Here is a 13,187-nt window from a genome sequence, read left to right on the forward strand (position 1 = left end):
ACAAGAAATGGGAAAAATAATAGCAATTGCCAATCAAAAAGGTGGTGTAGGCAAAACCACAACCACAATTAACCTTGCAGCAAGTTTGGCTGCCCTCGAATTCCGTACGCTCATTATTGATGCAGACCCTCAGGCTAACGCCACTTCAGGATTGGGTTTTAATCCGAAGGAGGTTGAAAACAGTATTTATGAATGTATGGTTGATGATATTCGCCCACGTGATATTATCATCGAAACCGATTTTCCGAACCTCGATTTACTGCCATCACACATCGACTTGGTGGGTGCTGAAATTGAGATGATTAACCTTCCTAAACGTGAAGAGAAAATGAAAGAATCGCTCATGGATGTAAAAGACATGTACGATTTTATCATTATCGACTGCTCGCCATCGCTGGGTTTAATCGTTATCAACAGTCTGACGGCCGCCGATTCGGTTATAGTACCAGTGCAATGCGAATACTTTGCATTAGAAGGACTCGGTAAGTTGCTGAATACCATTAAGATTATTCAACAACGCCTCAACCCTGCTCTAACAATCGAAGGGATTTTGCTGACGATGTATGATTTAAGGGTACGTTTATCGAACCAAGTGGTGCATGAAGTAACAACTCACTTCAGAAATATGGTTTTCCAAACCCTTATTCCACGAAATATTCGACTTTCAGAATCACCAAGTTATGGTGTTCCAGCACTTGCTCAAGATGCCGATAGCAAAGGTGCAATTAGTTATCTGAATCTCGCTCGTGAAATTTTGGTTAAAAACGGAAAGCTTGGGGTGGATAACTAAACAAATTTCAATCAACAATTAGCAAATGAATAAAAACAGTGATGTTTCTTTATTCATCAATTAAGATATTATGGAGCCTAAGGTAGCAAACACAAAGAAGAGCATGACTGGACTCGGAAGGGGTCTTGGAGCATTGCTGTCTGATTCGGGTTCGGAAAAAGGGGCTGAAAAAAGTTTTGAAACCCCCGTACCACGCCGAATGGAAGCCATGAGTTCGATGCACGAAATCATGATTGAATCGGTAGAAACTAATCCATTTCAACCACGTACACACTTCGACCAAGAAGCATTGCAAGAATTGGCCGAGTCAATAAAAGTTTTGGGTATTATTCAACCCATTACGGTTAAAGAATCAAGCCCAGGAAAATATACACTTATTTCGGGAGAAAGACGTTTGCAGGCTTCGAAACTTGCAGGATTTAGCAAAATCCCTGCCTATATTCGTACTGCCAACGACCAACAAATGCTCGAAATGGCACTCATTGAAAACATTCAACGTGAAAACCTGAATGCCATCGAGATTGCCCTAAGTTATCACCGTTTGTTGAGCGAATTTCAACTAAAACAAGAAGAACTTGGTGATAGAGTCGGAAAAAACCGTACAACTGTAAATAATTATTTGAGGTTATTGAAACTGCCAGATGTTATTCAAGCAGCAGTCAGAGATAGTGAGATTTCGATGGGGCATGCACGTGCGTTGATAAATATCGATAATCACGAAACTCAGATTAAGCTTTTCAACAAGATTGTTCAGGAAAACTGGTCAGTAAGAAAAGTAGAAGATGAAGTTCGTAGATTAACTTTGATAATTCCAGAAGAAGGGAAAGCAACTCGTCAAGTAACGATTAAGCAAGAAATATCTTCATTACAATTTAGATTACAAGGATATTTCGGAACAAAAGTTTTGGTAAAAGCGGATGATAAACACAAAGGAGAAATTAAGATTCCGTTTACTTCAAAAGAAGAACTCGACAAAATCCTTAATGCAATTAAAGTTAACGATTGATTCGTTAAGGAATGTTAAATACTTGATTTTCTGATACTTACATCACCTTGTGAGCGTTAATAAAATCAAAAAATAAAACATAATGATACGGATTTTAATCGTCCTTTCTTTTATTTCGAGCACTACTCTTGCACAAAAACTTGATACAACTAAAGTATTGAGTACAACAAAAGCAGTGGTTGATAGTACTAAGAAATTGAGTTTTCTGAAAAGCGTACTCAAAACAGATTCTTCAAACAAGAGGAGTATTCCACGAACTGTGTTGTTACGCTCGTTGGTTCTCCCGGGTTGGGGACAAGCCACAAACAAGCAATATTGGGTAATTCCGATTGTATATGCAGCAGCAGCGGGCGGAGTTTATACCATTTGGTGGAATAACGATAAATATAAATTCTATAAAAGTTATTTATCTCAACTTGTTGTTGATAAAAAAACTGAGGTGTTTATTCCTGTCAATGGTGAGCTTCGAGGGCCGTTTGTTCAAACACAAATCGAACCAGCCGTAAAAGCCTACCGCCGTCAACGTGACCTTTCTTGGATAGGTCTTGCAGTAGGTTGGACTTTACAAGCCATCCAAGCCAATGTTTCGGCACACCTTAAAGGTTTCGATATGACTGAAGATATTTCGTTAAAACTTGAACCAGCTTTAGAATCTTCATCATTCGGAGCATCCGCTGGTGTAAAACTTAGATTAAACTTTTAATAAATCAAATAAATTACAAGCTGGAAGTATGCGAATTGCACTTTTAGGGTATGGAAAAATGGGTAAAGTAATCGAACAGATTGCTTTACAGCGTGGTCATGAAATTTCTGCAAAAATTGATGTGAGTAATCGTACTGAGATTTTAGCCCTTAGCCGTGAAAACACTGATGTTGTGATTGAATTTAGTTCGCCCGAATCGGCCTACGGAAATCTAAAATATTGCATGGAGTTCGGAATTCCGACTGTGTGCGGAACAACAGGTTGGCTTCAACACAAATCTGAAATCGAAAAGCTTTGCATCGAAAATAAAGCAGCATTTTTTTATGCTTCAAATTATAGTATTGGCGTAAACCTTTTCTTTGAGCTAAATAAAACTTTGGCTCGCTTGATGAACCCTCATAAAGAATTTAAAGTTTCAACCAATGAGATTCATCACACCGAAAAAAAAGATGCTCCAAGCGGAACAGCCATCACGCTGGCTGAAGGAATCATTGATAACCTTTCGGAGAAAAGCTCTTGGGTAAATAACCAAATTGCGGCAGAAAATGAAGTACCGATTTGGTCGTCGAGAGAGGGAAAAGTACCTGGAACGCATACTGTAAAATATATTTCTGACGTTGACCAGATAGAAATTACCCACATTGCTCATAGTCGCAATGGTTTTGCACTTGGTGCGGTCATTGCCGCCGAATGGCTCAACAATAAAGAAGGTGTTTTCGGAATGAAAGATTTGATGGGTTTTTGAGAAATTAAATAAAAATATACTTAATTTAAGAATAATCGCTAAAAACGGACCGCCCAAATGGCTAACCGCCAATAGCACAATTTAATAATCAATGGCAGAAATAGAAACTAACGGCACAAAACCAATAAAGAAAAAATCAGCCATCAGAGAATGGTGGGACTCGGTGTTATTTGCAGTAGTAGCAGCAACACTAATTAGATGGATGTTTTTAGAAGCATATACAATTCCAACGGCTTCGATGGAAAAAAGTTTATTAATCAACGATTTCTTATTCGTTAGTAAACTTCATTATGGTTCACGTACTCCGAAAACTATTTTACAAGTGCCACTTACGCACCAAAAAATTTGGTTTACTGATATTCCTTCCTATTCTACACTTATTCAACTTCCACAATTCCGTTTACCAGGTTTTACGAGTGTAAAAAACAATGATGTAGTAGTTTTTAATTACCCTGGTTGCCCAGAAAGACCTGATGAATTTGGTGGATTCGATAAATACCCTGTCGATTTACGTACCAACTATATCAAACGTTGTGTAGGAATTGCAGGCGATGTTTTGGAAGTACGTAATGGTCAGGTATTCATCAACGGAAAAATGTCGGACAATCCTGAAAAAATGCAGATGGAATATGCCATCGAAACCAATACGCAGGTAAACGAAAAGATTTTCAAGAAATACGAAATCACTGAGTTTGAGCAAGATATGCGAATGACTGATAAAACTATTTATTACGTCACGGCATCAGCAAAAGCAGTGAATGATATGAAAAACTTGGATTTTGTGAAAAGTGTAACACCGATGATTATGCCAAAAAGTGACTCGGCTGATATGCGTTTCCCCACTTTCCCACACAATCCAAAACTTTTCCCATTCAATAGAGATAATTTTGGCCCGATTACAATTCCTAAAAAAGGAATGACAGTTACACTTGATGAGAAAAACATTGCTCTTTATAAAGGAGTTATCACTACTTTTGATGGCAATGAAAACGCCAAGTATGCTGATGGAAAAATCACTCTCGATGGAAAAGTTATCACATCATATACTTTCAAACAAGACTATTTCTTTATGATGGGAGATAATCGTCACGGTTCGGACGATTCCCGTTTCTGGGGATTTGTACCTGAAGACCACATCGTAGGAAAAGCAGTATTCATTTGGATGTCAATCGACAGCGAAGGCAGTTTCTTAAACAAAATTCGTTGGAGCAGATTATTCTCAATTATTAGATGATAATGAATTGTTAATGGTGAATGTTTAATTATTGAAACTTAGATTTCTTTCCTTAAACATTCACCAAATAGCATTAATTATTAAAAACTCACCATTCAATCTCTGCCACTCCCCTACTTCTCAAATAATTATTAGTTTGGCTAAAGTGTTTGTTTCCAAACCAACCTCCAAAATTTGCCGACATTGGTGATGGGTGTTTAGATTTCAACACAAAATGCTTTTTTGTATCAATAATCTTACCTTTATCTTGGGCGTATTTTCCCCAAAGTAGAAATACTACACCTTCCTTTTCATCATTAATACACCTGATTACAGCGTCTGTAAATTGCTCCCATCCTTTGTTTTGGTGTGAACCAGCACTGGAAGCTTGCACTGTAAGTGTCGAATTAAGGAGTAGGACTCCCTGTTCAGCCCAACGTTCGAGGTTTCCACTTTTTGGAAATGGCACACCCAAATCTTCGTTAAGTTCTTTAAAAATATTGATCAACGATGGTGGAAAAGTTACCCCATCATTGACTGAAAAACTCAAGCCATTGGCTTGTCGTGGGCCATGATAAGGGTCTTGTCCCAAAATAACTACCCTTGTTTTATCAAACGGGCATTTATCAAAGGCATTAAAAATTAATCCACCAGGCGGATAACACACCGTTGAGCGGTAGGCATCCTTTACAAAATTTATCAGATTCTCAAAATAAGCTTTCTCAAACTCATTTTTTAATCTAATTTTCCAACTTTCTTCGATTTTTACATCCATACACTAAAAAAAATAAGTTGATTTAAATATTTTCAGTAATTTTACTTCGTTAAATTATTATAACTATCGCTTTTTGTATCCGTTCAGGAAGTTTTATGCAAATTAATATAATAAAAGTAGATAAAACCTTAAATTGCGGAACAAATCCCTCGATTATTAAAATAACCTATACCAATACACTATGACAACAACTGCTGTAACTGCTGGTGTTAGAGTAACCGTAAAAACTGAATATCAGCCTTCATATTCAAACCCACTTCAAGAACACTTTGTTTTTACTTATCGAATTTGCATCGAAAATAATAGTGAAAACACAGTCCAATTGCTACGCCGTCAATGGTTTATTTTTGACACAAACGCCACTGTCAGAGAAGTAGAAGGCGAAGGGGTAATTGGGATTCAACCTGTATTAGAACCAGGTGAAACGCACGAATATGTTTCGGGCTGTAATCTAAAAACTACTATTGGCAAAATGGTAGGCACTTACCTAATGGAACGTCTCATTGATGGTAAGCAATTTCATGTAGAAATACCTGAGTTTAATTTAATTGTACCTTACCGACTAAATTAATTAAAAAGATACATTTATCTTCCAAGCATGGCTTATGTCATGCTTTTTTTGTGTCAATTCGTAAAAAAAGTATAGTTTTTCAAAAGTATATTCAATTCTAAGTTATTTTTGCGGAAACGATTAATTTTCAAAACACTCTTATTTATAATTAACAACAAATCATGCAATACAGAATAGAAAAAGATACGATGGGCGAGGTACAAGTACCTGCTGATGTATATTGGGGAGCTCAAACTCAACGCTCAATCGAAAACTTTAAAATTGCTCAAGATATTAATAAGATGCCTAAAGAAATCATCAAGGCATTTGCATATTTGAAACACGGAGCGGCTCTGGCCAACCACGAATTAGGTGTTTTACCAAAAGAAAAAGCTGATTTGATTGGAACAGTTTGCAACGAAATTTTAGCAGGAAAACTGGATGACCAATTTCCTTTAGTTGTATGGCAGACAGGTTCAGGTACACAGTCAAACATGAATTGCAATGAAGTAATTGCCTACCGTGGCCACGTTTTACAAGGCGGAGATTTAGGCGACAAACAAAAGTTTCTCCACCCAAATGATGATGTAAATAAGTCGCAATCATCAAATGACACCTTCCCGACAGCTATGCATATTGCGGCATATAAAATGCTGATTGAAGTGACAATCCCAGGTATCGAAAAATTACGTGATACTTTGGCAGCAAAATCGGCTGAGTTTATGAATGTTGTGAAAATTGGTCGCACACATTTCATGGATGCAACACCTTTGACGGTTGGTCAAGAATTTTCGGGTTATGTTTCACAGCTAAATCATGGTTTAAAAGCCATCAAAAATACCTTAGAACACCTTTCTGAACTTGCACTTGGTGGAACAGCCGTGGGAACTGGAATAAATACACCCGCAGGTTACTCAGAATCAGTTGCCAAACACATTGCCGACCTGACAGGTCTTCCATTCATTACAGCTGAAAATAAATTTGAGGCACTGGCAGCTCACGATGCCATCGTTGAAGCTCACGGAGCATTGAAAACCGTAGCTGCAAGCTTGATGAAAATTGCCAACGATATTCGTATGCTTTCATCGGGCCCACGTGCTGGTATCGGCGAATTATTTATTCCAGATAATGAGCCAGGTTCTTCAATTATGCCAGGAAAAGTGAACCCAACGCAGTGTGAAGCCCTCACAATGATTGCCGCTCAGGTAATGGGAAATGACGTAGCTATCAACTTCGGTGGTGCCTTAGGTCATTTTGAGTTAAATGTATTCAAACCAGTAATGATTTTCAATTTCTTACATTCAGCACGTTTAATTGGCGAGGGTTGTGTGTCATTCAACGATAAATGTGCAGTTGGTTTAGCTCCAATTGAAGAAAATATCAAGAAGCACGTAAATAATTCTTTGATGCTTGTAACCGCCCTCAATACTAAAATCGGGTATTATAAAGCAGCAGAAATTGCTCAAACTGCCCATAAAAATGGTTCAACTTTGAAAGAAACAGCCATTAGTTTAGGTTATCTGACAGCCGAAGAATTTGATGCTTGGGTAAAACCAGAAGATATGGTTGGAAGTTTGAAATAATTTTATTGATGCTCGAGTTACGATGTTCTATGCTGGGTAAAACCTCAATTCTAACATCATAACTCGAACATCTAACATCAAAAAAATGAACGAAACTATCACTTGGCAAGATTTTGAGAAAGTAGAACTCCGTGCTGGAACAATCATCGAAGTCAATGATTTTCCAAAAGCACGAAAACCTGCTTATAAGCTATTGATAGATTTCGGAATTAAAATCGGAATCAAACGTTCTTCAGCTCAAATCACCAAACTTTACACAAAAGAACAATTACTTGGTAAACAAGTAATTTGTGTCACAAACTTTCCTCCACGCCAAATCGCTGATTTTATATCGGAAGTACTTACAACTGGCTTTATTTTAGAAGATGGTGAGGTAGTTTTATCCGAACCACAACAAAAAGTACCCAATGGAAGCCTTTTAGCATAAAATCTTGAACTTTTTCTTGCAAATTTTGTTTCTAAATTTATACATTTGTATGTAATTCAATCAAATCAATGAAAAAGGCTCTATTCCGCATATTTAATGTGTTGATGGCAGTAATTGTACTACTAAGTAGTACAGGCTTTGGCTTGGTTGAACATTCTTGCACCGTAAGAGGAAAACAAACTTCTTTACATAAAAGCAACGGAGTTTGCTGCAATAAAACTTCGCAAAAAGATACCTCTCCTCAAAAAACTACCGTAAAAAAATCTAAGTGCTGCACTGAAGAAGAAAAGTACGAAAATGTAGATTATTCTTCATCTGCCTCGCAAAACGTAGCCAAATTTGTTCAAAATGGTTTAGATTGGGTAAAAACAGCTGTTAATTCTTTTTTTAAATCAATCGTAGAAGAAATTTTAGATAATGTTTCTTCTAAAAATAATTCTTCTGCCCCTCCGTCAGATGGTCGAACCATCTTGATTTTCATTCAATCTTTCTTGATTTGATAAAGTATTCTTGACGAAACACCTAAGCTAATTTAGCTTCAATTTCTCATTGAATATTTTATATAATGAAACTACTCATCAAAAATATGGTGTGCAGCCGTTGTGTACGGGTTGTACGTGAAGACATCGAAAAAATTGGCATCAAGGTTGCCAAAACAGATTTGGGTTATGTCGAGTTGGTAGAAACAGTGACCCAGATTCAACTAAAAGCTATCGAAATCACCTTAAATAATTCAGGTTTTGAATTGATAACTGACGAACGCTTGGCTATCATTGAAGAAATAAAGCTCCTGATTATCAATGAGATACATTCAGATTTCTCATTAAAGGTTTCTTCTGAAAACTTTTCAGATTTTTTGGTAAAAAAACTCAACTACGATTATTCGTATTTAAGTAGTAGCTTCTCTACATTTGAAAAGACTACCATTGAAAAGTATATTATTTCTCAGAAGATTGAGCGAACAAAAGAGTTACTCTTCAATGGAAATTTGAATCTTTCGGAAATTGCATGGAAACTTGGTTATAGCAGTGTAGCTCATTTGTCGAACCAATTTAAGCAGATTGTGGGCATCACCCCTACCGAGTTTAAAAATAGCAAATTGAAAAAACGGAACTCGATTGATACACTACAAAATCATGTAAATCTTGTCTGAAATTTTGTAACATTTAACTCAGCCGACGCTTGTACCTTTGTCTTAGAAATCAAGAGTTAAATAAAATCAAGAAATAAAATGACACATACATTTCAAGTAACAGGCATGACTTGCGAAGCCTGCGAATATAAAATTCAACATCTATTTTCGGGAGTTGAGGGAGTAAAATCGGTAACTGTTGACAGAACAAACAATGCTGCAACGGTCGAAATGGACAAACATATTCCACTTAGTAATTTCCAAGAAGTTATTAAACCTTATTCAAAATATTCGGTAACTGAAAAGACAGTAACACCCACATTTATTGAAGAAGAAGCTCCAAAAACGTGGTTTGAGACTTATCGCCCACTTTTATTAATATTTTCGTTTATCACGGGGGTTTCAATCATAAAGGCTTTTCATAGCGATATTTTTGAAATCACACACTTCAGTTGGATGCACTTCATGAATAATTTTATGGCGGGCTTTTTCATAGTTTTTTCCTTTTTCAAGTTTTTAAATCTAAAAGCATTTGCTGAAAGTTATGCTATGTATGATTTATTAGCCATGAAAATACCGACTTATGGATTCATTTATCCATTCATTGAACTTGGTCTTGGCTTGGCTTATCTGACTTCATTTCAGCCGCAATTAACTAATTGGGCAACTGTAATAATTATGGGTTTTAGTTCTATTGGGGTTATTCAAAGTGTTGTCGATAAACGCAAAATCAGATGTGCTTGCTTGGGAACAGTATTTAACTTACCGATGAGTACAGTCACAATTATAGAAGATTTATTAATGGTCGGAATGGCAATTTTGATGCTTATTATTTAATGATATTCTCTTAAAACTCAGTTTTGTATCTCAAAAAATCATCAAAAAACTATAAAAACTTAGTCAAAGTGAAAAAAATATTTCTTTATACACTCGTTTTTTTATCAATGCTGGCTTGTTCAAGCGAGGATACACAACCATTGCTAAATATTACGTCTCCCTCTGCCTTCGTAATCAATGGCGAAAGTTCAACAATCTCGGTAGTTGACTTAGCGAGCGATGCTACCAATACAATAAAATTGAACAAGACATCAAATGGGCATTCATCGCATAGCACAAATGATGAAATTCACTTTCCGCATCACATTTATCTTTCGCCCGATGGCACAAAATTAAGTATTGGTGTGCCTGGGGTTGATTTGACCGAAGGCCACACAGGAACACATGAAACCAAAGGAAAAATTTTGATTGTGGATGCTATAACTGGGCAGGTTATTTCAAATACAGAATTAAATAAACCCAATCATAATTCAATTTTTTCACCCGATGGCAAAGAATTATGGACCACTTCGATGGAGCATGATGGAAAAGCATTAGTTTTTGATGCTCAAACCATGATTCTTAAAAATTCGATTGCGGTTGGAAGCGAACCAGCAGAGGTAACTTTTTCAGCCAATGGAAAATATGCTTTCACCGCAAATGGAGAAAGTAACGATGTTTCGGTGATTGATATTCAAACAAAAAAAGTTTTAAAAACAATTACCGTTGGTGCAGAACCCGTTGGTGCATGGACTGGGGTTGATGGAAATATGTATGTCGATAATGAAATGGGGCAAAGTGTAAGCATCATTAATGTTGATAAACTTGAAGTGACAGAAACCATAAACTTAGGTTTTACACCAGGCTATGTGGCTTATAATCAGGCATTAAACGAAATGTGGGTAAGCAATGCAGGACAAAGTTTTGTTTATTATTTTGTCAGAGAAAATAACATCTGGAAAAAACATGGTAGTATTCAGACAGGTTTAGACGCTCATGCAATTGCCTTTTCGAAAGATTGGAAAACAGCTTATGTGACGAATCAAAAAAATCTGACGGTATCAATTGTAGATGTTGTCAATCACAAAAAAATCAAAGACATTTCGGTTGGACAAAAACCCAATGGCATTGTCTTAAAATATTGAAAACATGAATTATTTTCTCAAATATAATTTTATCATTATCATACTCTTCCTGAGTATCGTTAATAGCTCTGCTCAAAATGTGAGTGGTATAGTACTGGATAAAAATAATGGAAAAGAAGAGCCAATTATTGGAGCAACCGTCAACTGGCTCGGTACAAAAATAGCAACCTCGACCGATGTTGAAGGAAAATTTACGATTGCTCGTTCAAAAGCTAAAAAACTGATAATCAGCTTCGTAGGATATAAACCTGATACACTCGACATTAGCAACGAAACCGATTTAAGGGTTTATTTACAATCTGAGAATCAATTACAAGAAGTGGTTGTACGAAGCAGCTCTACCTCGATGGATAGACTCTCGCCGATTCATACAGAAATCCTAACGTCAAAAGCCTTAGCTAAAGCCGCTTGTTGTAATCTTTCTGAAAGTTTCGAGACAAACGCCTCGGTTTCAGTCAGTTATGCAGATGCCGTAACAGGTGCAAAACAAATTCAACTTTTGGGTTTGGCAGGTACCTATGTTCAAACGAATGTTGAAAATATTCCTTCACTCAGAGGTTTAGCAACAACATTCGGCCTAAATTATATTCCAGGTACTTGGATTCAGTCGATTGATATTGGTAAAGGTGCAGGTTCGGTCGTAAATGGTTATGAATCAATGACTGGACAAATAAATGTAGAATTACAAAAGCCCGATTTGGCCGAGAAGGTTTACTTAAATACTTATGTCAATAGTTTAGGTCGTGGCGAAATCAATCTAAATTTAGCTCATATTTTTAAACCTAAAGCAGAAAATAAGCCAAAATGGTCGGTAGCATTACTGACACACGGCTCAACGATGCAAACTAAGATTGATAAAAACAATGATAATTTTTATGATTTGCCCAAATATACGCAAGCTAATTTTATTAATCGTTGGAAATATGAATCAGATAAAATCGTGGCTCAGTTTGGCGTAAAATACTTGCATGATACTCGTTTGGGTGGACAAATCACTAAAAATCCGTTGTCTCTGGACAATTTGATTTACCGATTTTCAAATACAACTAACCGAGCAGAATTCTTTTCAAAAACGGCAAAGCTCTATCAATCAAAACCCTATCGAGGTTTAGGATTGATTTTAAATGGAATTGTACATGATTCAAAATCTCAATTTGGGTTTCGACCATACAACGGAAAACAACAAACCCTCTACGGAAATCTGATTTATCAAGATATTTTTGGCAACACCAATCATTCTTACAAAACAGGTTTGAGCTTTTTGTATGATAATTATGACGAAAAATTTGCCGATTTACCATATAAAAGAGAAGAAATTGTAAAAGGTGGCTTTTTTGAATACACCTACAAAAACCTTGATAAATTAACAGCCGTTGCTGGTACTCGACTCGACTTTCACAATTTATACGGTACAATTTTTACTCCTCGCTTACATTTTCTTTATAATGCAACTGAAAATACAGCACTAAGACTCTCGGCTGGAAAAGGTTTTCGTACTGCCAATCCATTTGCTGAATATTTTGGTAATTTAGTTAGTTCTCGAACCATTCGTATTCTTGAAAACATTCAACCAGAGGTTTCGTGGAATTATGGTGTAAGTTTGACAAAAACTTTTGGTAAGTCAAACCTGATTATTGATTTATTTCATACCAATTTCCAAAATCAGTTAATTGGCGACACCGAACATCCAAATTTCTTGTATTTCTATAACTCGCAAGGCAAAAACTTTGCAAATTCAGCACAAATCGAGCTAAATCTCGTGCCGGCTCCTCGTCTTGAATTTAAAGTTGCTTACCGTTATTCGGATGTTTGGCAGACTTTGGGAAAAGCATTTGAGCAGAAAATTACGGTTCAGAAAATGTTTATTCCAAGAGATAGAATATTGTTTAATATTGGCTATGCCCTCCCTTACGATAAATGGAAATTTGATGCAACTTTACAGTATAATGGCAAACGACGAATTCCTAATTTATCGACCGAGTACCTACATACAAGTTATGAAACCATGCCAATTCAGTTTGCACCAGCGTTCATAAATCTGAATGCACAAGTAAGTCGTTCGTTCAGAAGATGGGATGTATATGTTGGTGGTGAAAACTTAACTAATTTTACTCAAAAATCACCAATCATTACACCCGAAAATCCATTCGGTAGCAGATTTGATGCTGGAAGTGCATGGGGGCCAGTTGTTGGTCGTATAATCTATTTTGGCACCCGTTATAAATTAGGTGGTCGAATTTAGTTTTTAGTAAAATACTTTTAAAATATACATTTAAACTCGGTAAATTCGTTTTATATATAA

Annotated in this window: 14 protein-coding genes; 13 read left to right on the forward strand and 1 reads right to left on the reverse strand. The window is 36.4% G+C overall.

Going from position 1 to position 13,187, the window contains the following annotated elements; translation table 11 throughout:
- Nucleotides 1-7 precede the first annotated feature (7 nt).
- The 5 genes from ABR854_RS17960 (at nucleotide 8) to lepB (ending at nucleotide 4,478) form a co-directional block, all read left to right on the forward strand.
- On the forward strand, nucleotides 8-790 hold the full coding sequence (locus tag ABR854_RS17960) for a ParA family protein (protein WP_305952547.1): 783 nt from the start codon (nucleotides 8-10) through the stop codon (nucleotides 788-790).
- A gap of 70 nt (nucleotides 791-860) precedes the next feature.
- Entirely contained in the window at nucleotides 861-1,796 is a 936-nt protein-coding gene (locus tag ABR854_RS17965; RefSeq protein WP_305952548.1) for a ParB/RepB/Spo0J family partition protein, read from the forward strand.
- 82 nt (nucleotides 1,797-1,878) lie between these two features.
- The gene (locus ABR854_RS17970; RefSeq protein ID WP_350267117.1) at nucleotides 1,879-2,499 is read left to right on the forward strand and encodes a DUF5683 domain-containing protein; all 621 of its coding nucleotides are present in this window, start codon (nucleotides 1,879-1,881) and stop codon (nucleotides 2,497-2,499) included.
- A 28-nt stretch (nucleotides 2,500-2,527) separates the two neighbouring features.
- Entirely contained in the window at nucleotides 2,528-3,244 is a 717-nt protein-coding gene (gene dapB, locus ABR854_RS17975; protein WP_305952550.1) for a 4-hydroxy-tetrahydrodipicolinate reductase, read from the forward strand.
- 91 nt (nucleotides 3,245-3,335) lie between these two features.
- On the forward strand, nucleotides 3,336-4,478 hold the full coding sequence (gene lepB / locus ABR854_RS17980) for a signal peptidase I (RefSeq protein WP_305952551.1): 1,143 nt from the start codon (nucleotides 3,336-3,338) through the stop codon (nucleotides 4,476-4,478).
- A gap of 88 nt (nucleotides 4,479-4,566) precedes the next feature.
- Here the strand turns inward: lepB and ung are convergent, their stop codons facing one another.
- Nucleotides 4,567-5,232, reverse strand: coding sequence for a uracil-DNA glycosylase (gene ung / locus ABR854_RS17985; protein WP_350267120.1), 666 nt, complete (start codon nucleotides 5,230-5,232; stop codon nucleotides 4,567-4,569).
- Between the two features lie 181 nt (nucleotides 5,233-5,413).
- On the opposite strand from ung, the gene apaG reads away from it, so the two are divergent.
- The 8 genes from apaG (at nucleotide 5,414) to ABR854_RS18025 (ending at nucleotide 13,127) form a co-directional block, all read left to right on the forward strand.
- Nucleotides 5,414-5,803 (forward strand): Co2+/Mg2+ efflux facilitator ApaG/CorD, encoded by a 390-nt coding sequence (apaG, locus tag ABR854_RS17990; RefSeq protein ID WP_350267122.1) that lies wholly within the window; start codon nucleotides 5,414-5,416, stop codon nucleotides 5,801-5,803.
- A 161-nt stretch (nucleotides 5,804-5,964) separates the two neighbouring features.
- Complete coding sequence (gene fumC, locus ABR854_RS17995) at nucleotides 5,965-7,365, forward strand: class II fumarate hydratase (protein WP_350267124.1); 1,401 nt, start codon at nucleotides 5,965-5,967, stop codon at nucleotides 7,363-7,365.
- An 85-nt stretch (nucleotides 7,366-7,450) separates the two neighbouring features.
- Nucleotides 7,451-7,792 (forward strand): tRNA-binding protein, encoded by a 342-nt coding sequence (locus tag ABR854_RS18000; RefSeq protein WP_350267126.1) that lies wholly within the window; start codon nucleotides 7,451-7,453, stop codon nucleotides 7,790-7,792.
- Between the two features lie 68 nt (nucleotides 7,793-7,860).
- Complete coding sequence (locus ABR854_RS18005) at nucleotides 7,861-8,292, forward strand: HYC_CC_PP family protein (protein ID WP_350267128.1); 432 nt, start codon at nucleotides 7,861-7,863, stop codon at nucleotides 8,290-8,292.
- 65 nt (nucleotides 8,293-8,357) lie between these two features.
- Nucleotides 8,358-8,945, forward strand: coding sequence for a helix-turn-helix domain-containing protein (locus ABR854_RS18010; protein WP_350267130.1), 588 nt, complete (start codon nucleotides 8,358-8,360; stop codon nucleotides 8,943-8,945).
- Nucleotides 8,946-9,023: 78 nt separating this feature from the next.
- Entirely contained in the window at nucleotides 9,024-9,761 is a 738-nt protein-coding gene (locus tag ABR854_RS18015) for a heavy-metal-associated domain-containing protein (protein ID WP_350267131.1), read from the forward strand.
- A gap of 68 nt (nucleotides 9,762-9,829) precedes the next feature.
- Complete coding sequence (locus ABR854_RS18020) at nucleotides 9,830-10,885, forward strand: YncE family protein (RefSeq protein WP_350267133.1); 1,056 nt, start codon at nucleotides 9,830-9,832, stop codon at nucleotides 10,883-10,885.
- 4 nt (nucleotides 10,886-10,889) lie between these two features.
- Nucleotides 10,890-13,127: a TonB-dependent receptor gene (locus tag ABR854_RS18025; RefSeq protein ID WP_350267135.1), complete on the forward strand. Its 2,238-nt coding sequence runs from the start codon at nucleotides 10,890-10,892 to the stop codon at nucleotides 13,125-13,127.
- Nucleotides 13,128-13,187: the final 60 nt, after the last annotated feature.

The sequence above is a fragment of the Emticicia sp. W12TSBA100-4 genome, from assembly GCF_040253585.1.
In the GTDB taxonomy this organism is placed as follows: Bacteria; Bacteroidota; Bacteroidia; order Cytophagales; family Spirosomataceae; genus Emticicia.